Here is a 20966-nt window from a genome sequence, read left to right as displayed (position 1 = left end):
GCGTGAATCTCCTTGCAATGAAGATGCTTAATATTCGGTTGCGTGAGAGTTAGTTGATACCCCTATTGGGTCAGGTCGGCGGGAACGGTTGGTTCGGAGATCAGCCTTTCCATCCGCTGCCAGCGCATCGCCGCATCCGCACCCCCGCGATTGAGCGCGGCGGTGACCATGCGCTCACCCAGGCTATAGTTGATCACATAGCTGCGATATTGCTCGACGAAGGGCAGCCCGAGCGCGGCGGCGGCCGGCGTGGTGAACGCATATTTGGCGAGCAAAACCGCGGCGGCATCGCGAGTGATCTCGCCATCCAGATATTGCTGGTCGATCGTCAGAGCGGCGAGCTTGAGTTCTTCCAGCGCGGCATCGAGCGCGGGGTTGGCGGCAGCACCGCCGCGCGCCAGCCCGGCGAGCGGGAACAGGATCTTGCGCTCGAAATCGGCCTGCTCGGTGCCGGGGAAGGCGAGCTTGACGCCGGCATTGGCCGAACCCTCGGCCAGGAAGCTTTGCGGGCTGTAGAGCGGATAGACGCTGAACTCGACCCAGCCCTTGCCCTTGGTCAGCTTGTCCTCAAGCCGGGCGTTGAGCGCGTGGTGGCCGGGATAGCCCTCGTGACAGCCGAGGGTGATCGCGTGATCGACGGTCACGCCCTGATCGGTATTCACCTGGATCAGGCTGTGCGCGTTGCCCTTGTACCAATTATAGCCCGACCAGGATTTGCCGGTGACGAATTCCAGATCGAACTTCTCGTTCGCCGGCATTGTGATGTAGCGCACCGTGCGGGTGCGGCATTCGTCGATGGCGGCGCGGATCACTGGATCGAGCTTGTCCTTTGGGACGACAGCCGCCGCCTTATATGCGCCGACACGTTCGCCAAGGCTGCCCTTGCCCGGCAGCATCGTATCGATCCGGGCGAGCAGACCGTCATAATAAGTGAGCGGCTTGAGATCGGGGCGCACGCCGAACAGGCCCTCGGCCTCATCGACGAACTTGAACTTCTTGCCCTGCATCATCGCCAGCCGGGTCTGCGCGGCGCGAAGCTGGCCGGTCAGGAAGGTGCGGCGGCGGCGCTCGTCGGGAGTCAGCGCCTTCGGATCGAGCGCGGCGAGCTTGGCCTGGAGCGTATCGGCATCCTTGGCCAGCGTTGCCACGTCGCGCGGATTGGCTTTGGCCGCCTTCGCCCATTCCTCAGGACCGTAGAAGGCGTCGACATAGCCGGCTTCGCGTTCGCCGGCCTCCAGCGTCAAGTGGACGAAGGCTTCGGCGATCTTGTCCAGCTCGGTGGGCGCGGGCGCCGCGGCGACGAGGGCCAGTGGGGCAAGCGCGGCGAGGGCGTAGCGGATCATGCGGTAAGCACTCCGTGCTTCTTGGCGCCGAAGCTGATCTTGTCGCCCGGTTTCACGATAAAGTCGGCGGCGCTGATCTTCTGATCGTTCACGCGGATCGCGCCTTCCTCGATCTTGCGCTTCACTTCCTTGTTCGACGCGGCGAAGCCGATTTCGGTAAGGGCCTGGATGACGCCGATCCCCTCCACCGGCACGGCCAGCGTTGGCAGCGCGCCGCCCGCCGAGCCTTCCTCGAACAGCTTGCGCGCGGTCTCCGCGGCATGCTCGGCGCCGGCCTTGCCGCGGCACATCGCGGTGGCTTCGTTGGCGAGGACTTTCTTGGCCTCGTTGATCTCGGCACCTTCGAGGCGTTCGAGCCGCTCGACCTCGTCGAGCGGGAGATCGGTGAACAGGCGCAGGAACTTGCCGACGTCGCGATCATCGGTGTTCCGCCAGAACTGCCAGTAATCGTAATGCGACAGCTGGCTCTCGTTGAGCCACACCGCGCCCGACATAGTCTTGCCCATCTTGCCGCCATCGGCCGTGGTGATCAGCGGGGTGGTGACGCCGAACACCTCGGTGCCGTCGCAGCGGCGCGACAGCTCGATGCCGTTGACGATATTGCCCCATTGATCCGAGCCGCCGAGCTGGAGCCGGCAATCGTAGCGGCGCGACAGCTCCAGGAAGTCGTATGCCTGGAGGATCATGTAGTTGAATTCGAGGAACGACAGCGATTGCTCGCGATCGAGCCGAAGCTTGACGCTGTCGAACGCCAGCATGCGGTTGACCGAGAAATGCTGGCCGTAATCGCGCAGGAACGGCAGATATTCGAGCGCATCGAGCCATTCGGCATTATCGAGCATCACCGCGTCGGTGGGGCCATCGCCGAAGGTCAGGAAGGGTTCGAACACGGTCTTGATCGAGGCGATATTGGCCTTGATCGTCTCCTCGGTCATCAGCTTGCGGGCTTCATCCTTGAACGACGGATCGCCGACCTTGCCGGTGCCGCCGCCCATCAGCACGATCGGCTTGTGGCCGGTCTGCTGGAGCCGGCGGAGCAGCATGATCTGGACGAGGCTGCCGACATGGAGCGACGGTGCGGTGGGATCGAAGCCGATATAAGCGGGCACCACCTGCTTCGAAGCGAGCGCATCGAGCGCGGCGGCGTCGGTCACCTGATGGACATAGCCACGTTCGGTGAGGGTGCGGAGCAGATCGGATTTGTATTCGGTCATGGTGCGCGGCGTTTAGCGAAGGCACGGGCGCGTGTCATGCCCGTGTTGCGGAGCGGAAATCGATACCTGCCTTACGCTGGTAGGGCCCGTTTGCGCGGCGCGCGAATGTTGAGGAAGTTTAGCCTTTTGGAGGGGCTCAACATTCGCGAATGGTCCCAATGGTCGCACTGCCCATGGGGTTTCCCGACCGACGATTTCAAAGAGCGGTCAACAGTGCCGACTGGCTTAGCCAAGCAGGCGAAATCCTACATTGCAAGGCCGATGCATGGAGATGCATATCGTGCGGGCTGCCGGGCTCGATCGGCGCGAAGGAGTTGCGATGCACCGCTCGATCTGGATTGCCGCCGCCAGCCTGGTCTTCGCTGCCCCAGCGGCGCATGCCCAGGCGCTCAATGCCCCGGTCGTCGCGCATCCGGACCCGGAAGCGCTGTTCACCAGCCCCGATCCCAAATTGCATGCCAACAAGCAGGTTGCGCTCAAGATCGTCAAGGAACTGCTGGAGGCGGGCCATTGGGAGCGCGCGCCGCTGTATCTCACCAAGGACTATATCCAGCATAACCCGATGGCAGCGTCGGGGCTGGACGCGGTCGTGCATTTCTTCGTCGATGTCCGGAAGGTGCAGCCCAAGCCGATCCCGGCGCGCATGCAGACCCGCGTGGTCGCGGTGCAGGCGGAGGGGGATTATGTCACGGTCAGCTTTGTTCGCGAGGTCAAGGATCCGCGCGACGAGACCAGGACCTATACGACCACCTGGTTCGATATGTGGCGGTTCAAGGACGGCAAGGCCGACGAGCATTGGGACCCGACGTTCCTGCCGGTGAAATAGGCCGGGCATTGGACGCGGACAGGGAAGAAGGCCAAGTGACGGTGCAGCCGCGTAGCTCTTTCCCAGTGAAGGCTGTGGTCCAGTCAGGAGAGGCTGATTGGCTGGCGCTGCGCTTCGTTACCGTGACCTTTCCAACTGGGGCCCGGCCTTCGCCGGGGAGAGAAATATGAAGCTGATCGCGCATCCCGCTTCGCCGGCGTCGGCGGTTAGCGCGGTCGAGGCGGAGATCATCGCGGACGACGGGGACAGGATGCTGTTGCGATATCGCGTTCGTGGACCGTTGAAGTTGCCGGAGCTGGAGTCGCCCGGACGGGCGGATGATTTGTGGAAGACGACGTGCCTCGAGCTCTTCCTCCAACCCGCAGGTTCCGACAGCTACGTGGAATTCAACTTTTCCCCGTCATGCCGATGGGCTGCCTATGACTTCGATAATTATCGGCGAGGCCGGCGAGACAAATTGCTGAGCATCGAGCCGCATATCGAGCGGGTCGATCCTGCGGACGATAACTCAGACGAAACCTTCGACTATGTTTTCGATGTCGATGTCGAACTATCGGATTTCCCAAAAGTGCCGCTGCGGATGGGCATTACCGCGGTGATCGAGGAGCCGAACGGCACGATCTCTTACTGGGCACTGGCGCATCCGGAGGGGAAGGCGGACTTCCACGATCCGGCCTGTTTCGCGCTGACGCTTTAGGCGGGGCCGCTATAGCCTCGGTTCGGTGAAGTGCGTCAGGCTGGCGGGCATTGGCGCCAGCGCGGCGGTTATTGCGGCGGACACGGTCAGGGCGTCCTCGACCAGGCCGGTCGATAGCTGGCTGTGCTTCTCCATCGCCTGCATCCGCGCGGTGAAGGTGGCGTAGGAGGCGATCACCGCGGTGGCGCCCGCGAGCGCCGCGGCCGCGTAGCGCTGGCGGCGGGGGACGAGCGCGGCGCCCGCAAAGGCGGCGGTGGCGGCGCGGGCGAGGATGGCCGGCCAGATGATCCGATCGGGGGCGCTGCGGCGCTTGTCGCCGACGAGCTCATAGGCGGCGAGCGCGGTGGCGCCGAGCGAGACCAATGGATTGGCGAGGAATTTGGGAGCGTCACCGCCGGGCGGAAGGCTGCCGTAGCGGGCCGCATTGGCGACAACCGCGAGCGGGGTCATCGAGCGGGCACCGGCGACCAGGCCCATCAGGAGCGAGCGGATCATGCCGGGGTAACGGATGAGGTGGAGTGGGGGTTGCGTCGCGCGCCGAACCCCGGCACCTCACGCCGCATGAAATTCGGTATCGATCGTCTGCTCGCCGACCCCGCGCTTCTCGGTCAACTCAAGGAGCAGCGGGTGGCCCTGCTCGCGCATCCCGCATCGGTGACGGCGGACCTCACCCATTCGGTCGATGCGCTGATTGGCGCGGGACTCAAGGTCTCGGCGATGTTCGGGCCGCAGCATGGCGTGCGCGGCGACCTCCAGGACAATATGATGGAGTCGCCGGACTATACCGATCCTACCTATGGGATGCCGGTGTTCAGCCTGTATGGCGAGGTTCGGCGGCCGACCGGGCAATCGATGGGGACGTTCGACACGATCCTGATCGATCTGCAGGATGTGGGTTGCCGCATCTACACCTTCGTGACGACCCTGCTCTATGTGCTGGAGGCGGCGGCCGAGCATAAAAAGGCGGTGTGGGTACTCGACCGGCCCAATCCGGCGGGGCGCCCGATCGAAGGGCTGACGCTGCTGCCCGGCTGGGAGAGCTTTGTCGGCGCCGGGCCGATGCCGATGCGGCATGGCATGACGCTGGGCGAGATGGGCGCGTGGTTCATCGACCATTTCAAGCTCGACGTCGATTATCGCGTTGTCGAGATGGAGGGCTGGGCGCCGGAGAGCGGCCCCGGCTATGGCTGGCCGCAGGAGCGCATCTGGATCAATCCCAGCCCCAATGCCGCCAACGTCAACATGGCGCGGGCCTATGCCGGCACGGTGATGCTGGAGGGGACGAATCTGTCGGAAGGGCGCGGAACGACGCGGCCGCTGGAGCTGTTCGGGGCGCCCGATATCGATGCCAAGGCGGTGATCGCCGAGATGCGGCGCTTGGCGCCTGAGTGGCTCAAGGGCTGCACGCTGCGCGATTTCTGGTTCCAGCCGACCTTCCACAAGCATGTCGGCCAGCTGTGCTCGGGGGTGTTCATCCATGCCGAGGGCGCGGCCTATGACGATGCCGCGTTCCAGCCGTGGCGGCTGCAGGCGCTGGGCTTCAAGGCGATCCGCGCGCTCTATGGCGATTACGACCTGTGGCGCGATTTCCCGTATGAATATGAATTCGACAAGCTGGCGATCGACGTGATCAACGGCGGGCCGGGGCTGCGCGCGTGGGTCGACGATGCCGGCGCCACGCCCGGCGACCTCGACGCCGCCACCCGGCCCGACGAGGCGGCGTGGATCGAAACGCGCGCGAAGTATCTGAGGTACTGACATGCTGGCCGGGCTGATCTTTGCCGTCGAGGAGGCGAGCGACCGGCCGGGGACGCTGGTCGCGACGCTGCCGTTCGGGGGCATGACGCTGCTCGAATACCAAATTCGGCTGCTGGTGGGCGCCGGGGCCGAGAAGATCCTGATCGCGGTGGGCAAGATGACCCCGCCGCTGCTCACCGCGGTCAACCGCGCCGCCAGGAAGCATCCGATGGTCGAAGTGGTGCGCTCCGCCGAGGAGGCCGCCGAGAAGTTCGAGCATGGCTCGCGCGTGCTGGTTATGGCCGATGGGCTGGTGACCACCGATCCGGTGATGGACCGCATGGCGGCAGAGGGCGGCGAGGCGCTGCTGGTGACCGACGATGCCGATTCCCCCGCCGCGATCGAGCGGCTCGACATGCGCGACAGCTGGGCCGGGATCGCGCGGATTTCGGTCGCGCAGCTCGGCCAGATCGCGCAGATGCCCGAGGATTATGATTTCCAGTCGGCGCTGCTGCGCGTCGCATCGCAATCGAGCGCCGAGCATGTGCCGCTGACCGCGGGCTGGCTGAAGGGTGGCCACAGCGTTGAGCGCAGCGCCGAGGGGCTGGCTGCGCGCAACACCGGCCTGCTGGCGGTGCTGACCGAGCGGCGGGTCGATTGGGCGGACCGCTGGGTGTTCACCCGGATTGCCCGCGCGGTGCTGCCCGAACTGGTCGGCCGCAATGTCGGCGGCTGGGCGGTGATGATCGTCGCGGGGCTGCTGTCGCTATTGTCGCTGACGGCGATCGGGCTCGACTGGGTCGGCATTGGCGTTGCCGGATCGCTGACCGCGGCGGCGGCGCTGGCGACGGGATCGGCGATGGCGGCGTTGCGCGGCGAGGAATTGCGCGGGCGGGCGCTGGAATGGGCGATCCTGGGGCTATTTGGCGCAGTGGCGCTGCTGTGCGGCTGGGTCGAGCATGCGCAATTGTTCAGCTGGACGCCGATGGTTTTCGCCGGCTTCGGCGTCGCCGCGCAGGTGCTGATCGAGCGCGTGCAAGTGCGGCACCGGCGCTGGTGGGCGAGCCCGTCGGCGCATCTTCTGCTGCTGACGCCGTTCGCGCTGGCCGGGTTCAGCGAATACGGGCTGGCGGGGGTGGCGGTTTATGCGTTCGCGACGCTCGCTGCGGCGATTGAGGCTACGCGGGAGAAGGCGACATAGTCCGCATATCCAATATTGCGGGCTGGGCTGTCGTTGCGCCAAAGCGCCGCGCCGTTAAGCTGGTAGCATGATCTGCAATATCATCGACAAGCGAACGAGGCCATATCGCTGGCGCGAGGTGAACGCGATTATCGAAGCGACCTCGCGCGATAATGCGAGCGAAGATGCGGATCAGCTCCCGCCAACCACCGACGATCTTATCTATGACGAGCGAGAGAATGTCACGCTCGCAGAGGCCATTAGGTGGGCTAATCAAGAGCCCTCCCAGGTGACGCTGTACCTCTACGATAAGGGTGCAGGAACGACCTAGTGAAGATTGCAACTGGGGCGGACATCGCTACCGCAACAAGCGTTCGGAAATGACATTCCCACCGAAAAGGCTTAGCTGTCTCTTAAGGACAGTAGCGCTAGAGTTTCCGAGATGTCGGATAATCCCGTCGAACCGCGCGACAGCCAGGCTGCCGGCGCTGACAAGCTGCTCGCGCGTGCGGCGGCCGCGGAGGTGCGCGCCTATCGCGGGCTGACGGTGGCGATCGACGATTTCTTCCTGCCCGAGGATGCGCGGCTCGACGAGCGGACGCGGTCCGGCCTTGCGGGGCTGTTGCGCGGCTTGGTCGAGACCGTGGAGGGCGAGGTGCGCGAGCATGCCGTGCGGCTGCTTCACGGGCGCGGCGAATCGGCCTTGGTGGTTGCGCTCAACGACCCGAGCTCGATCTTAGCCCGGCTCTGGCAATCGGGACTGCTGCGCGATCCCGAGCTGATGGCCGAACTGGTCGCGCGGGTGCGGCAGGAGCTGCTGGGAGGGGCGCTGCCGATGCACGCGCCCGACGATCCCGAGCGGCCGAGCCTGATCAATCGCTTCGTCCAGCATCCCGATCGCGTCGTCGCGGCGGGGGCGATGGCGGTGCTGATCGCCGAGAGCCGCAGGCGCGGGAGTCCCGATGCGGGACAGTTCACCCGGACCGATCTTCCCGCCGAACTGCATCACCGGCTGGTGTGGTGGGTTGCGGCGGCACTGCGCGAGCGGGTGGGCGAGGGCGGCGACGCGCTCGACCGGGCGCTGAGCGAATCGGCGCAGCGCAGCCTGGCGGCGTATGACGAAGGCGACCGGCTGGAGGCGACGGCGATGCGCTTTGCCGCAGCGATCGACGCGCAGCCGCAGGAATTGCCCGGACTGCTGGTCGAATCGCTGGCCGACCGGCGGATCGTGCTGTTCATCGCCCTGCTCGGTCATGCGCTGGGCGTGAGCTATGCGCTGGCGCGCGAGATCGTCCTCGATCCCGCCGCCGACCGGCTGTGGCTCGCCTTGCGCGCGCTCGATCTCGGCCGCGAGTCCGTAGCCCAGATCGGCTATGCGATGTGCGAAGCCGATCCACGGCGCGATCTGGAGGCGTTTGCCGACACGCTCGACGCAATCACGCAGGTCAGCGCGGTGGCGGCGCGCGAGGCGCTGGCGCCGCTCCGGCTCCATCCCGATTATCGCGCGGCGGTCGTCGCGCTCGCGCGTTCCGCTCCTTCGGAATGAACGCGATCGATTCCTCGATGCCGCTGGCGATCGGCAGGCTCGATGGCGAGGGCAAGCTGCTCGACGCCGAATCGCGGCTGTTCGAACTGAACCAGCGTGCCGGCGGTGCGATCGGCGCGCCGCTGGCGGTGCCGCAGATCGCGACGCTGGCGCGGCTTTCGCAGCGGCTGGGCATCGCGATCTCGCGCAACGTCATCGCAGCGGACGGTGACGACGATCTGGAATTGTGGGTGCGTGCCGAGCCACAGGATGGCGGCGTGCGGCTGGAAGTCAGCGGCTGGCGGCCGCGTCCGGGCTGGCGGGCGGTGGCGAGCGAGCCCGAGCGCGACGGCGATTTCTTCCGTTCGGCGGCCGACTGGCTGTGGGAAACCGATGCCTCGCTGCGGATCACCTTCCTCTCGATCGAGGCGGGCGCGCGGTACGGCTTCGACAGCTCGGCGATGCTGGGGCAACCGCTGACGCGGCTGTTCAGCCTCGAACAGGACGAGAGCGGCAATCTGCCGATCCTCAGCGCGGTGGCGGCGCAGGCGCGGTTCGACGGGCAGAAAGCCGAAATTCGCGGGACCGGGCGGATGGTGCGGCTCGACGCGACGCCGCGTGCCGATCCGGGCGGACGCTTCGCCGGGTTCGTCGGCGCGGCGCATATGCTCGACAGTTTTCCGGCGGCGCCCAAGGTCGATGCGCCCTTGCCGCCGCCCGCAGCGCCGTTTGGCGGTTTCCCGGATTCGTTCAGCCAGCGGCTCGACCGGGCGCTGCGCGGGCCGCTGAGTGCGATCATCGCCAATGCCGATTCGATCAGCGCGCAGACCGAGGGGCCATTGAAGCCCGATTACGCCGAATATGCCGGCGACATCGCCAGCGCCGGACGGCATTTGATGGGGCTGGTCGACGATCTCGTCGATCTGCAGGCGATCGAGCGCGACGATTTCAGGATCGAGAACGACAATATCGATCTCGCCGATGTCGCGCGCCGCGCGGCGGGGCTGCTGGCGGTGCGCGCCGCCGAGAGCGAGGTGCGGATCGACCGGCCGGCTTCCTACGAGATATTGCCGGTGACGGGCGAGTTCCGCCGGGCGCTGCAGGTGCTGGTCAATCTGATCGGCAACGCGGTGCGCTATTCGCCGCACGGCGGGCAGGTGTGGATCCGGCTGGAGAAGGACGAAACCCGCGCCCATGTGATCGTCGCCGATCAGGGCAAGGGCATTGCCGTCGAGGATCAGGCGCGCATCTTCGAGAAGTTCGGGCGGGTCGATCCGGGCGAGCCGGGTGGTTCGGGGCTGGGGCTGTATATCGCGCGCCGCCTGGCGCGGGCGATGGGCGGCGATCTGACGGTCGATAGCGCCCCCGGGCAGGGCGCGCGGTTCGTGTTCAGCCTGCCGCTACGGGTCTGATAGCGTCTGTGAGCCGGCGGCCATAGCGCTAGGGCAGCTTACCCATTCGCTGAGATTGCGCGGTTGATCGATCCCGGCCCGGCGAGGCCGACATCGGCCATTCGTTCTTCGCCGGGAAATGGGCGGTGCCGAACAGGCGGTCCCAGATCGTCGTAAACGCTCCGAAATTCTTGTCGAAATGACGCTCCTCCAGTGAATAGCGGATGCGGTGGAAGCGGCTGTCGACGACCCGCGCGCTCGCCGGGCCGAGATGGATCAGGAAACCAAATGCGGCGGCGGAATGCGCGTCAGAAACGAGACCACGTCGAAGACACCGTAAAAACTATGGGCGATGGTGATCGAGGCATCGGGCCCCGCGGGATCGATGATCGCATTCGAATAGATGATCTCGTCGCTCTTCGCCGCTTCGAAACGGCTGATCATCGCCGCGTGCTCGGTAAAGAAATGTGTCGTCATCCTCTTGGCGAACAGAACTTCCTGCTGATGGCCCGGATCCTCGCTGACGAGGCTCGTATAGATATGCCGGATCCGGTGGCTGTCCTCGGGCATGGGAAAGCCATATCGATCGAAGAAGATCGCATGGGCTAGTCCGTCAAAGAAATTGTCGAACCGGGCGATATCGACCGGATAGCGCCGCGCCCCGGCATCGAGCCATTCGGCGCCATCGTTCATCATCGCTCGAAAGCTGGGGCTGCGTTTGAGGCCCGGCAGGATAGAGCGACGGAAAATCTGCTTGGGAAGGTTTTCGCCGGTGGCCGCGTGCATGCAGATATGCGTGAGCAGGTACTGATCGTCCTTTGATTTATCGTTGTTATGGATCACGCATGAAGGGACAGTCTTGAGTTGCAGGTTTCCGCCCTTGGGGAAAAATGCCTTTGGCGGAAAATGCTCGCGGGTCTCCGCCAACTCGCCGCAACGATAGCAGGTTTTCCTAGACGATTTCCCCAATTTCCATTCCTTGGCCAGATGGATGCGCGACTGTCACGCGATCCGTGACCCTTAGACGAACCATGGCTTTTGAGAACGATAGCTGGCGTCGCTATGGCCGAATTGGATGCAATTCCCCGGCCAGAGCGCGCTTGTCCGGACGGTGGGTTCCCGGCTGGATTGCGAAGAGAAAAGGGGCGCCCGCAGCGATGCGGGCGCCCCTTCGCCTGGCTGTGGCCGGGTTAGCGGCGATAGCAGACCGTCACGCGGCGATGGTGGCGCCACTCGGTGCGGCAGACACGGCGATTGTAATGGCGACGGTTATAGTGGCGGCGATCCCAGCCATGATGGCGGCCGCGATCGTAGCGGTTATGACGATCCCAACGCTGCGGGCTGGCAGCGAGCGACATGGTCAGCGCGCTGGCGCCGGCATGCGCCGGGGCGACCGGCGCGGCATTTGCGGTGCCAGCCGAGCCGGCGATACCGGCGACTGCGAGTGCCGCGGCTGCGATCAGTTTCTTGAAGCTCATCTCATCTCTCCTTTGCTTGCATTCCTTCCCCGCAAGAATCGCAGACTAGGCGGGTGATTCGGTCGCTTTGCTGAACTGCGTTGTTCTGCGATGTTCAGGTTCGCGCTTCCGGAGAACCGACTTGCTCAAAGCCCTCGTCCTTGCCGCCGCCCTCTCGACCGTGGCGATGCCCGTATTTGCCCAGACCGCGCCGGCGGCGCCTCCCGCCGCCAGCATCGACACGATGGCGACGGAGATCAGCGGCTATTTCGAAGCCTATATGCAGAGCGCGCATGTACCCGGCCTGGTGTTCGGCGTGGTCAAGGACGGCAAGCTGGTGCTGGTCCGCGGGCTGGGGGTGATGGAAACCGGCAGCGAGCGCCCGGTGACCGCCGACAGCCGTTTCCGCATCGCGTCGATGTCCAAGGCGTTCACGGCGCTGGCGATCCTGAAGCTGCGCGATCAGGGCAAGCTCTCGCTCGATGCGCCGGCGGAACGCTATGTGCCCGAGCTGAAAGGCTGGAAGTACCCGACCAGCGACAGCCCGCGCATCCGCGTGGCCGATCTGCTCCATCACACCGCCGGTTTCGTCGAGGACAATCCCTGGGGCGACCGCCAGCAGCCTTTGCGCGAGGCCGAGTTCACGGCGATGCTCAAGGCCGGCATGCCGTTCGCACAGGCGCCGGGCATCCGCATGGAATATTCGAATTACGGCTACGCGCTGCTCGGGCGGATCGTCTCGAACGTGACCGGCATGCGCTATCAGGACTGGATCGCGCGCAACCTGATGGCGCCGCTGGGCATGAAATCGACCGGTTACGACGTGTTCGCCGGGCCGCAGGAGGCGCGGGCGCTCGGCTATCGCTGGCAGGACGATGCCTGGCTGCGCGAGCCCGACATGGCCGATGGCGCCTTTGGGGCGATGGGCGGGGTGCAGACCAGCGCCAACGATTATTGGCGCTGGGTATCGTTCCTGCTTTCGGCGTGGCCGGCGCGCGACGATGCCGATGCGGGGCCGGTGTCGCGCGGGACGGTGCGCGAGATTGTCGAGGGAGCGAATTTTGCTGTCGCCAGCGAGCGCGTGGCGGCTTTGGGGACACCGTGCCGGCAGCCGAATGCTTATGCCAAGGCGTGGCGGGTGATCGAGGATTGCGATCTCGGTCGCGTGGTGACGCATGGCGGCGGCTATCCGGGCTATGGCTCGACGGTGATCCTGTTGCCCGATGCCGGGGTGGGCATCTTCGCCTTCGCCAATCGCACCTATGCCGGGCCGTCGCTGCCGGCGATGCAGAGCCTGATCGCGCTGCGCAAGGCGGGCCTCGCGCCGGTGCGGGCGCTGCCGGTGTCCGAGGGGCTGAACGCCGCCTATGCCGCCGCGAAGATGGCATGGACGGCGGGCGATGCCGAGAAGGCGCCGCTGGCGGTGAATATGGTGCTCGATCGCGACGCGGCGCGGCGGGCGGCGGATATCGCGGCGATCAAGGGCAGGGTCGGGCAGTGCGCGATGGACGCGCCGATCAAGCCGATCTCGGCGATGGAGGGAACGTTCGTGTGGGCCTGCGAGAAGGGCAAGGTCGCCGGGCGGGTGCAGCGCTCGCCCGAGCCGGCGCTGCGGCTGCAGGTGTTGAGTTTCAGCGCGGCGCCCTAGCGCGGAGGAAGCAGGGGGCGGCGAGCAGGCCGAACGCATAGCCCCCGAGATGCGATTCCCAGGCAAGCCCGCCATTCCCGCCGAGTGCCCAGTTGAGCAGGAACAATGGCACGAAGATCACCAGATTGATGGTGACCGCGGAGCGGGTGACGTGCCAGACTTGACGCGACCATAAGGAGACGATCTCGCCCGGCTCGCGGCCCAGCCGCGCGACGGTGCCCCATAAACCGAAGATCGCGCCGGACGCGCCGAGCATCGGTACGCCATTGTCGGCGTGGATCAGGAGGAATGCGAGACAGCCCGCAAGGCCGCTCAGCAGGAAGAGGATCGCCCAGTGCAGCCAGTTGCCGGGCCAGTCGCCCGAAGCCCAGATCACCGTGGCGCCGAGCGGAAGCAGGGCGCTGATGTTCATTACCAGGTGCATCGCGCCGCCATGCGCGAACATATGGGCAAAGATCGTCTCGTAGCGGCCCTGACGCAACGCCTCCAGCGAGACGCCCCAGTCGGACATCCCGCGATCATGGACCAACGCGAAAATCCAGGCGCCGGCTAGCAAGGCCGCCAGCGCGTAATTGGGTCCTTCGACCAGCAATCGTTCGCGCCAGCTGAGGATGATCACCTCGCCGGTGCCGTCCTCCGCTTCCTGGCGCAACTCCTCAGTCGAGGTCACGGCCCTCGCGCCTGGCGGCTTTGCGTTCGGCGCGGGTGGGGACGAGGCGGACGCCGCCCACCACGATCGCGCCGCCAACCGCCAGCGCGAGGCCGCGCCACAGCCAGACGCGCTGGTCGATCATCGTGCTGCTCGCCGGCCAGCGAACGACACCAAGGCCCTGGAGCATGAACAGCACGCCCAGCAGCATCGCGGCGAGCCCCAAGAAGATCAGGATGTTCTGGCGCATGGTCTCTCCCTGAGCGTATGATCGCGTCGGCTATTTCAGGTCCTGCTCGCGGACCTTGAATTCGCATTCGACAAGATAATGCTCGCGATTGTCCGCGCGGATCGACAGCCGACCGGCACCAGCCGGATCGGTCTCACGATAGCATAGCCCGGAGCCCCAGGCGCAGGGTTGCTTCCATTTGACAGTGGCTAGGAGCGCCTTGTCGTTGGCCGGCGTACGCGCGAAATAGGATTGGAAGTTGATGCTGACCGGCTTGTCGGCCCCGCCCGGGATCGGCTCCGACATCAGGATGCTGACCCTGGTTGGGACCAGGCCATAGACGCGAGTGGTACCCGGATCGAGTTCGAGGATAGTCATGGTGGCGATCACCATGTTTGTCGGCTTGCCCTCGCGGACGAGCTTGAGCTTCGCCGCATTCTCCATCGTCGCGCGATAGGGCAGCTTGCATTCCAGCGCGTCCGCCGCGGTCTGGGCGATCGCGGGAAGCGGGAGGCCGATCAGCGTAACCGCCGTGATTGCACCACGTAGCGACATCCAGTTCTTCCCCCCATTTCAACGCAGCGCCTGGTTTCCGCTCAGCGCTTGTCGATGCTCACATAATCGCGCTGGGTGGGGCCGGTGTAAAGCTGGCGCGGGCGGCCGATCTTCTGATCGGGATCCGAGATCATCTCGTTCCATTGCGCGACCCAGCCGACGGTGCGGGCGAGGGCGAACAGCGCGGTGAACATCGTCGTCGGGAAGCCGATCGCCGAGAGGATCACGCCCGAATAGAAATCGACGTTCGGAAACAGCTTCTTCTCGACGAAATACGGATCCTTGAGCGCCATTTCCTCGAGCTGGAGCGCGACCTCGAACACCGGATCGCTGACGTTCAATGCCTTGAACACCTCGCGGACGGTCTTCTGCATCACCGTCGCGCGGGGGTCGTAATTCTTGTAGACGCGGTGGCCGAAGCCCATCAGGCGGAACGGATCATTCTTGTCCTTGGCGCGGGCGATGAACTCGGGAATCCGGTCCGGCGTGCCGATCTCGTGCAGCATGTTGAGCGCGGCCTCGTTAGCGCCGCCATGCGCGGGGCCCCACAGGCAGGCGATGCCGGCGGCGATGCAGGCGAACGGATTGGCACCCGACGAGCCGGCGAGGCGCACGGTCGAGGTCGAGGCGTTCTGCTCGTGATCGGCGTGGAGGATGAAGATGCGGTCGAGCGCCTTCTCCACCACCGGATTGACGACATATTCCTCGGCGGGGACGCCGAAGGTCATGCGCAGGAAGTTGCCGGTGTAGGAGAGGTCGTTCTTCGGATAGACGAAGGGCTGACCGACCGAGTATTTATACGCCATCGCCGCGATCGTCGGCATCTTGGCGATCAGGCGATGCGATGCGATCATCCGCTGGCGCGGATCGGTGATGTCGGTCGAATCGTGATAGAAGGCGCTGAGCGCGCCGATCACGCCGCACATGATCGCCATCGGATGCGCATCGCGGCGGAACCCGCGATAGAAGGTCGCGAGCTGCTCGTGCAGCATGGTGTGGCGGCTGATCGTGTGGGTGAACTTGCCGAGCTCGTCCTTCGACGGCAGCTCGCCGTTGAGCAGCAGATAGCTGACTTCCATGAAGCTCGAATGCTCGGCGAGCTGACCGATCGGATAGCCGCGATGGAGCAGCACGCCTTCGTCACCATCGATATAGGTCAGGCCCGATTCGCACGACGCCGTCGAGGTAAAGCCCGGATCATAGGTGAACATGCCGGTATTGGCGTAGAGCTTGCGGATATCGACGACGTCGGGACCGGTGCTGCCCGAGAGGATCGGGTATTCGACTTCCTTCCCCGGAACCTGCAGCTTGGCGGTGTCGCTCATATTCGTCGTCCTTATTCTTTCCGGCTTGGGCCGGCTCAGTTCATCTGGTCGGCGATGCGGCCCAGGCTTTCCTCGCGTCCCAGCAGCGCCAGAACGTCGAAGATGCCCGGCGAGGTCTTTCGCCCGGTGAGCGCCGCGCGCAATGGCTGCGCGGCAGCGCCGAGCTTGAGACCCGCATCGTCCGCAACGGCGCGTACCGCCGCTTCGAGCGCTTCCGTATCCCAGTCCGCGACGCCGTCAAGCGCGGCGTGCAACCGGGTCAGGCGCGCCCGCGCATCACCCTCTAGCAGAGCCGATGCGTCGGCGTCCATTTCCAGTGGGCGAGTGCGAAACAAAAAGCCGGCGCCATCGGCTAACTCAAGGAGATTGGCCGCGCGCGGCTTCAGTGCGCCCATGCTGCGGCGCAGAAGGTCGCGCTGCGATTCGCTGAGTTCGAAAGGCAGGCGGGTGGCGACCAGATCGGCAAGGGCGGCATCGTCGGTCTGGCGGATATAATGACCGTTGAGGTTCTCCAGCTTCTTTTGGTCGAACCGGCTTGGTGATTTTCCGACCCCGCCGAGATCGAACCATTCGATCGCCTGATCGCGGCTGATGATCTCGTCATCGCCATGCCCCCAGCCGAGACGGAGCAGATAGTTGGAGACCGCTTCGGGAAGCAGTCCCATCTCGTCGCGATAGGCATCGACGCCGAGGGCGCCGTGACGCTTGGAGAGCTTGGCGCCGTCGCTGCCGTGGATCAGCGGAATGTGCGCGTAACGCGGCTCGGGCCAGCCCATTGCGCGATATATCGGCAATTGACGGAAAGCGTTGTTGAGATGATCGTCGCCGCGGATGACGTGGGTGACGCCCATGTCGTGATCGTCGACCACCACCGCGAGCATATAGGTCGGCGTGCCGTCTGAGCGGAGCAGGACGAGGTCGTCGATCTCGCTGTTCTGGACCGTGACCTCGCCCTGGACGAGATCATGGATGGTCGTCGCGCCTTCGGTCGGCGCCTTGAGGCGGACCACGAACGGCGCGTCGCTGTCATTGGTCTTGTCGCGCCAGGGCGAGCGGATTCGCAGCGGCTTCTTGGAAGCTTCGGCCTCCGCGCGCATCGCCGCGAGTTCGTCCTGGGTGAGGTAGCAGCGATAGGCCGCGCCCTTCTCGACCATCTCGTGCGCGACCGCGGCGTGGCGATCGGCGCGGGCGAACTGATAGGTGACGTCGCCGTCCCAATCGAGACCGAGCCAGCGCATCCCGTCGAGGATCGCGTCGATCGCTGGCTGGGTCGAGCGGGCGCGATCGGTATCTTCGATGCGCAGCAGGAACTTGCCGCCGTGATGGCGCGCGAAGAGCAGGTTGAACAAGGCGGTGCGGGCGCCGCCGATGTGGAGAAAGCCCGTCGGCGACGGGGCAAAGCGGGTTACGACCGGCGTGGCGGTATCTTCGTTTGCGCTCACGCGCGCGTGCTCCCAGACTTGTAAATCGATGGCCATTCCAGCCGGTGATCGCGCCCCTAGCATGGGGTTTGGCTCCCTACAAATTGGGGTGGGGCGGCGGCTGCGCCAGTGGTGCGACGGGCTGGAGCGCTGGCTGGAGACCGAGCGCGAGCAACTGGTGCTGTGGCTGCCGGTGATGCTGGGCGCCGGTATGGCGGCGTGGTTCGTGCTGTCCGATGCGGGGCGGTGGATAGGGTTCATTGCCGGAGCCGGGGCGGTCGCGCTGGCGGGGATCGCGGCTTCGGGCAACGGCAGGACGGCGCGTGTGGTCGCGGTGGCGGGGCTCGCCGCGGCCGTCGGATGCGCGCTGGTGTGGTGGCGGGCGGACAGTGTCGCGGCGCCGGTGCTGGCACGGCCGGCGGTGGTGTCGCTGGAGGGGCGCGTCGAGCGGATCGAGCGTCTGCCGGCGCGAGAGATGGTGCGGGTGACGCTCGCTCTGGCGCGCGCGGATCTGCCGCCGCGGGTGCGGATCAATCTCGCGGAGCGCGATGTGCCTGGCGGGTTGTCGCGAGGTGCTATGCTGCGGCTGCGGGCGCGGTTGATGCCGCCACCGCCGCCTTCGGTGCCCGGCGCGTATGATTTCGCGCGGGTCGCGTGGTTTTCGCAGCTCGGAGCGACGGGCAGGGGTTTCGCGCCGGTCACGGTGGTGAAGCCGGGCGAGGCGGTGGGGGCGGACCTGCGGGCGCGGCTTTCGGCGCATATCCAGAGCAACATCGCCGGAAGCGCGGGTGGGATCGCCAGCGCGCTGGCGACCGGCGACCGTGGCGCGATCACCGACGAGGATTCGGAAGCGATGCAGCGTTCGGGACTGGCGCATCTGCTGTCGGTGAGCGGGCTGCATGTCACTGCGGTGACGGCCGCGGCGATGCTGCTGGTGCTGCGGTTGCTGTCGCTGAGTCCGACGCTGGCGCTGCGCTGGCGGCTGCCGTTGATCGCGGCGGGCGCGGGGGCGGTGGCGGCGATCGGCTATACGCTGCTGACCGGGGCGGACGTACCGACCGTCCGCTCATGCGTCGCCTCGCTGCTGGTGCTGTTGGCGCTGAGCGTCGGGCGCGAGGCGCTGACGCTGCGGCTGGTCGCGGCGGGAGCGCTGATCGTGCTGCTATTATGGCCGGAGGCACTGGCCGGGCCGAGCTTTCAGCTGAGTTTCGCGGCGGTGACGGTGATCGTCGCCCTGCACGAAAGTCCAAGGGTGCGCGGCTGGTTCTCGCGGCGTGAGGAAGGCGGGGCGAAGCGGCTTGGGCGGTCGCTGGGCTCGTTGTTGCTCACTGGCGTCGCCGTCGAGCTCGCGCTGATGCCGATCGGCATGTACCATTTCCACAAGCAGGGGATTTACGGCGCGCTGGCTAATATCATCGCGATCCCGCTGACGACGTTCGTGACGATGCCGCTCGAGGCGCTGGCGCTGTTCCTCGATCTGGCCGGGCTAGGCGCGCCGGCATGGTGGCTGACCGCCAAGTCGCTCGAACTGCTGTTATGGCTGGCGCATGCGGCGTCCTCAGCGCCGGGCGCGGTGGCGTCGTTGCCGGCGATGCCCGACGGGGCGTTTGCGCTGATGATCGCGGGCGGGTTGTGGATCGCCTTGTGGCGGACGCGGGCGCGCTGGGCCGGAGGCGTGCCGTTGCTTGCAGGAGCGGTCTGGGCGCTGCTGACGCCGGCCCCCGATCTGCTGGTGACCGGCGACGGACGGCATCTGGCGATCCGGATGGCGGATGGCCGGATGGCGTTGTTGCGCGATCGGGCGGGCGATTACACGCGCTCGATGCTCGGCGAGAATGGCGGGGAGGACGACGAACTTGCCGCGCTCGATGACGCGCCCGATGCCCGTTGCAGCCCCGATCTGTGCGTGGTCGAGCACCGCGCGGGCGCGCGACGCTGGCGCGTGACGGCGACGCGGAGCAATTATCTGGTGCCGTGGCGCGAGATGATGCGGCTTTGCGTCTGGTCCGACGTGATCGTCAGCGAACGGCGGCTGCCGCCGGACTGCGCGCCGCGCTGGCTGAAGCTTGATCGGCCGGGGCTGGCACGGACCGGCGGTGTGGCGATCGCTTTCGCCAGCGGGCGCCTGACGACCGTGCGGCGCGGCTCGTCGCATCCGTGGATTGACCCGCCGACCGTCCAGCCGCCATTTGCAGGACAAAGGGAGAGCGATAATGAAACGCGCAATCGCGGCGGCGCTGCTCGCGGGGCTGGCGGCGCCGGTCGCCGCGCAGGACACTGACTGGGTTCAGGTCCGCAGGGAATGGAACGCGCCGGTGACGCCGTTCACGATCGCGGGGAACGTCCATTATGTCGGCACCGCCGGCATCGCGGCCTATCTGATCACGACGCCCGAGGGGCATATCCTGATCGACGGCGCGATGGAGGAGAGCGTTCCGCAGATCGTGGCGAACATCGCCAGGCTCGGCTTCAGGCTCGACGACGTGAAGATCCTGCTGATCAACCACGCGCATTGGGATCATAGCGGCGGGCTGGCCGAGCTAAAGCGGCTGACCGGCGCGCGGCTGCTGGCGAGCGCGGCAGACATGCCGGCGCTGGAGGCGGGAAGCGTCGATTATCGGTCCGATCTCGGCCCGTTCCCCAAGGTGCGGGTCGATGCGCTGCTCAGCGATGGCGAGGCGATCACGCTGGGCGGGACGACGCTGACCACGCATCTGACGCCGGGGCACACCAAGGGCTGCACGAGCTGGACGATGCGGGCGGGTGGGCACGACATAATCTTCGCATGCAGCATCACCGTGGCCGATCAGCCGCTGGTGAAGGGCAAGGGGTATGACGCGGCGGTCAGCGATTTCCGTGCGACCTTCGCCAAGTTGAAGGCGATCAAGGCGGATGTGTTCCTGAACTTTCACCCGACCGGCTTCGACATGGAAGCGAAGCGCAAACGGCTGGTGGCGGGGGATAAAAACGCCTTTGTCGATCCGGGTGAGCTGCGGCGGCGGGCGAAGGCGGCGGAGGCCGGATTCGAGAAGGAGCTGGCGGCGCAGAAGCGCTGATAATCCTGTCCGGACAAGGTTTTGCTTTGCGCGCGGCGCGAGGCGTGGCTGATTGCGGGCATGACCAGTTCCAAGAAGAGCGAGACGATCGAAGTGCGGCTGCCGTTCGCGGCGAAAACGGCTTTCGCCGAGCGCTGCCGGGCCGATGGCGTGACGATGAGCGACGCGATCCGGCGATTTGTCGAGGGGCATGGCCGAGCGCGGCACGGTATAGCGGGGCCGCTGGCGGTTATCGCCTTGCTCGCATTGGCGGTAGTGATGAGCCCGGTCGCCGCGCGGCCCGATTATGGCGCGGGTTTCGACGAACTGGACCGCAATGGCGATGGCGTGGTGACCCAGGCCGAGGTCCCGGGCGGGGAAACGCGTTGTCCGGTCGCGCTAGCGCTGCCGCTCAAGCGCGGCTGGCTGGGCAACGGTCCGCGTTCCTTCGCGATCTGCCGCGAGGTGCCCGCTTTTGCGGTACTCGACCGTGACGGCGACGGGCTGGTGACGCGGAAGGAGTTCGCGGCGCACGCCATCGCGTCCTTGCGGCGCGGGTTCGATGCGTTGGACGAGGACGGTGACGGTTTGCTCGATGCCGGGGAATATGCCGCGCCGCTGCGGATGACGTTCATCGGAACGCCGCCCGACCGGGCGACTTTCCACGATCTCGACAGCAACGGCGACCGCCGGGTCAGCTTCACCGAATTTATCGACTAAGGGCAGCGGACGCC

The 20966-nt window shown here is 66.1% G+C and carries 21 protein-coding genes; 11 read left to right on the top strand and 10 right to left on the bottom strand.

Translation table 11 applies throughout. The features are described 5' to 3' along the window. Positions 1-62: 62 nt before the first annotated feature. On the bottom strand, positions 63-1343 hold the full coding sequence (locus KF730_RS10115; RefSeq protein ID WP_294094524.1) for a hypothetical protein: 1281 nt from the start codon (positions 1341-1343) through the stop codon (positions 63-65). Continuing rightward, entirely contained in the window at positions 1340-2557 is a 1218-nt protein-coding gene (tyrS, locus tag KF730_RS10110; protein WP_294094522.1) for a tyrosine--tRNA ligase, read from the bottom strand. Before tyrS ends, KF730_RS10115 begins: the two co-directional genes overlap by 4 nt. A gap of 265 nt (positions 2558-2822) precedes the next feature. On the opposite strand from tyrS, the gene KF730_RS10105 reads away from it, so the two are divergent. Both KF730_RS10105 and KF730_RS10100 read left to right on the top strand, forming a co-directional pair. Next, positions 2823-3383 (top strand): nuclear transport factor 2 family protein, encoded by a 561-nt coding sequence (locus KF730_RS10105; protein ID WP_294094520.1) that lies wholly within the window; start codon positions 2823-2825, stop codon positions 3381-3383. A gap of 166 nt (positions 3384-3549) precedes the next feature. Beyond that, positions 3550-4080, top strand: a complete 531-nt coding sequence (locus tag KF730_RS10100) for a DOMON-like domain-containing protein (protein WP_294094519.1) — start codon at positions 3550-3552, stop codon at positions 4078-4080. Positions 4081-4089: 9 nt separating this feature from the next. On the opposite strand, the gene KF730_RS10095 is transcribed toward KF730_RS10100, so the two are convergent. Continuing rightward, positions 4090-4575, bottom strand: coding sequence for a DUF4126 family protein (locus KF730_RS10095; protein WP_294094517.1), 486 nt, complete (start codon positions 4573-4575; stop codon positions 4090-4092). Positions 4576-4641: 66 nt separating this feature from the next. Here KF730_RS10095 and KF730_RS10090 point away from each other — a divergent pair, with 66 nt between their 5' ends. The 5 genes from KF730_RS10090 to KF730_RS10070 all read left to right on the top strand — a co-directional run bounded on the left by KF730_RS10090 (position 4642) and on the right by KF730_RS10070 (position 9934). Further along, a complete protein-coding gene (locus KF730_RS10090) occupies positions 4642-5838 on the top strand; it encodes a DUF1343 domain-containing protein (protein ID WP_294094516.1) in 1197 nt (398 codons plus the stop codon). A 1-nt stretch (position 5839) separates the two neighbouring features. After that, complete coding sequence (locus KF730_RS10085; RefSeq protein ID WP_294094514.1) at positions 5840-7018, top strand: hypothetical protein; 1179 nt, start codon at positions 5840-5842, stop codon at positions 7016-7018. 67 nt (positions 7019-7085) lie between these two features. Then, positions 7086-7328: a hypothetical protein gene (locus tag KF730_RS10080; protein ID WP_294094513.1), complete on the top strand. Its 243-nt coding sequence runs from the start codon at positions 7086-7088 to the stop codon at positions 7326-7328. Between the two features lie 111 nt (positions 7329-7439). Next, positions 7440-8543, top strand: coding sequence for a DUF2336 domain-containing protein (locus KF730_RS10075; protein ID WP_294094509.1), 1104 nt, complete (start codon positions 7440-7442; stop codon positions 8541-8543). Then, on the top strand, positions 8540-9934 hold the full coding sequence (locus KF730_RS10070; protein WP_294094506.1) for an ATP-binding protein: 1395 nt from the start codon (positions 8540-8542) through the stop codon (positions 9932-9934). Before KF730_RS10075 ends, KF730_RS10070 begins: the two co-directional genes overlap by 4 nt. Positions 9935-10189: 255 nt before the next feature. Here the strand turns inward: KF730_RS10070 and KF730_RS10065 are convergent, their stop codons facing one another. Beyond that, positions 10190-10840: a hypothetical protein gene (locus tag KF730_RS10065; RefSeq protein ID WP_294094504.1), complete on the bottom strand. Its 651-nt coding sequence runs from the start codon at positions 10838-10840 to the stop codon at positions 10190-10192. A 263-nt stretch (positions 10841-11103) separates the two neighbouring features. Then, on the bottom strand, positions 11104-11391 hold the full coding sequence (locus KF730_RS10060; protein WP_294094502.1) for a hypothetical protein: 288 nt from the start codon (positions 11389-11391) through the stop codon (positions 11104-11106). 121 nt (positions 11392-11512) lie between these two features. Between KF730_RS10060 and KF730_RS10055 the strand changes: the two genes are divergently transcribed. Continuing rightward, positions 11513-13018 (top strand): serine hydrolase domain-containing protein, encoded by a 1506-nt coding sequence (locus KF730_RS10055; RefSeq protein ID WP_294094501.1) that lies wholly within the window; start codon positions 11513-11515, stop codon positions 13016-13018. On the opposite strand, the gene KF730_RS10050 is transcribed toward KF730_RS10055, so the two are convergent. The 5 genes from KF730_RS10050 to gltX are packed head-to-tail and all read right to left on the bottom strand — an operon-like array spanning position 13002 to position 17218. Beyond that, a complete protein-coding gene (locus KF730_RS10050; protein WP_294094499.1) occupies positions 13002-13688 on the bottom strand; it encodes a rhomboid family intramembrane serine protease in 687 nt (228 codons plus the stop codon). The two genes, KF730_RS10055 and KF730_RS10050, sit on opposite strands and share 17 nt — an antisense overlap. Beyond that, positions 13675-13917, bottom strand: coding sequence for a hypothetical protein (locus KF730_RS10045; RefSeq protein ID WP_294094496.1), 243 nt, complete (start codon positions 13915-13917; stop codon positions 13675-13677). The genes KF730_RS10050 and KF730_RS10045 overlap by 14 nt, the downstream gene beginning before the upstream one ends. A 30-nt stretch (positions 13918-13947) precedes the next feature. Beyond that, a complete protein-coding gene (locus KF730_RS10040; protein WP_294094493.1) occupies positions 13948-14451 on the bottom strand; it encodes a hypothetical protein in 504 nt (167 codons plus the stop codon). A gap of 41 nt (positions 14452-14492) precedes the next feature. After that, on the bottom strand, positions 14493-15776 hold the full coding sequence (locus tag KF730_RS10035; protein WP_294094491.1) for a citrate synthase: 1284 nt from the start codon (positions 15774-15776) through the stop codon (positions 14493-14495). A gap of 35 nt (positions 15777-15811) precedes the next feature. Continuing rightward, the gene (gene gltX / locus KF730_RS10030) at positions 15812-17218 is read right to left on the bottom strand and encodes a glutamate--tRNA ligase (protein ID WP_294094487.1); all 1407 of its coding nucleotides are present in this window, start codon (positions 17216-17218) and stop codon (positions 15812-15814) included. Positions 17219-17279: 61 nt separating this feature from the next. On the opposite strand from gltX, the gene KF730_RS10025 reads away from it, so the two are divergent. The 3 genes from KF730_RS10025 to KF730_RS10015 are packed head-to-tail and all read left to right on the top strand — an operon-like array spanning position 17280 to position 20952. Then, positions 17280-19478 (top strand): ComEC/Rec2 family competence protein, encoded by a 2199-nt coding sequence (locus KF730_RS10025; RefSeq protein WP_294094485.1) that lies wholly within the window; start codon positions 17280-17282, stop codon positions 19476-19478. Further along, positions 19411-20253, top strand: a complete 843-nt coding sequence (bla, locus tag KF730_RS10020) for a subclass B3 metallo-beta-lactamase (RefSeq protein ID WP_294094482.1) — start codon at positions 19411-19413, stop codon at positions 20251-20253. The genes KF730_RS10025 and bla overlap by 68 nt, the downstream gene beginning before the upstream one ends. A gap of 60 nt (positions 20254-20313) precedes the next feature. Beyond that, positions 20314-20952, top strand: a complete 639-nt coding sequence (locus KF730_RS10015) for an EF-hand domain-containing protein (protein WP_294094480.1) — start codon at positions 20314-20316, stop codon at positions 20950-20952. Positions 20953-20966 lie beyond the last annotated feature (14 nt).

Source organism: Sphingomonas sp. (assembly GCF_019635515.1).
Classification (GTDB): Bacteria; Pseudomonadota; Alphaproteobacteria; order Sphingomonadales; family Sphingomonadaceae; genus Sphingomonas.
This window is presented reverse-complemented; position numbering and strand designations above follow the sequence as displayed.

Coding starts and splice junctions, on each gene's coding strand:
- KF730_RS10075 (WP_294094509.1), top strand. CDS start 7,440: ATGTCGGATAATCCCGTCGAACCGCGCGACAGCCAGGCTGCCGGCGCT.
- tyrS (WP_294094522.1), bottom strand. CDS start 2,557: ATGACCGAATACAAATCCGATCTGCTCCGCACCCTCACCGAACGTGGC.
- KF730_RS10025 (WP_294094485.1), top strand. CDS start 17,280: ATGGGGTTTGGCTCCCTACAAATTGGGGTGGGGCGGCGGCTGCGCCAG.
- KF730_RS10070 (WP_294094506.1), top strand. CDS start 8,540: ATGAACGCGATCGATTCCTCGATGCCGCTGGCGATCGGCAGGCTCGAT.
- bla (WP_294094482.1), top strand. CDS start 19,411: ATGAAACGCGCAATCGCGGCGGCGCTGCTCGCGGGGCTGGCGGCGCCG.
- KF730_RS10080 (WP_294094513.1), top strand. CDS start 7,086: ATGATCTGCAATATCATCGACAAGCGAACGAGGCCATATCGCTGGCGC.
- KF730_RS10045 (WP_294094496.1), bottom strand. CDS start 13,917: ATGCGCCAGAACATCCTGATCTTCTTGGGGCTCGCCGCGATGCTGCTG.
- KF730_RS10040 (WP_294094493.1), bottom strand. CDS start 14,451: ATGTCGCTACGTGGTGCAATCACGGCGGTTACGCTGATCGGCCTCCCG.
- KF730_RS10095 (WP_294094517.1), bottom strand. CDS start 4,575: ATGATCCGCTCGCTCCTGATGGGCCTGGTCGCCGGTGCCCGCTCGATG.
- KF730_RS10035 (WP_294094491.1), bottom strand. CDS start 15,776: ATGAGCGACACCGCCAAGCTGCAGGTTCCGGGGAAGGAAGTCGAATAC.
- KF730_RS10060 (WP_294094502.1), bottom strand. CDS start 11,391: ATGAGCTTCAAGAAACTGATCGCAGCCGCGGCACTCGCAGTCGCCGGT.
- KF730_RS10015 (WP_294094480.1), top strand. CDS start 20,314: ATGACCAGTTCCAAGAAGAGCGAGACGATCGAAGTGCGGCTGCCGTTC.
- KF730_RS10085 (WP_294094514.1), top strand. CDS start 5,840: ATGCTGGCCGGGCTGATCTTTGCCGTCGAGGAGGCGAGCGACCGGCCG.
- KF730_RS10100 (WP_294094519.1), top strand. CDS start 3,550: ATGAAGCTGATCGCGCATCCCGCTTCGCCGGCGTCGGCGGTTAGCGCG.
- KF730_RS10105 (WP_294094520.1), top strand. CDS start 2,823: ATGGAGATGCATATCGTGCGGGCTGCCGGGCTCGATCGGCGCGAAGGA.
- KF730_RS10090 (WP_294094516.1), top strand. CDS start 4,642: ATGAAATTCGGTATCGATCGTCTGCTCGCCGACCCCGCGCTTCTCGGT.
- KF730_RS10115 (WP_294094524.1), bottom strand. CDS start 1,343: ATGATCCGCTACGCCCTCGCCGCGCTTGCCCCACTGGCCCTCGTCGCC.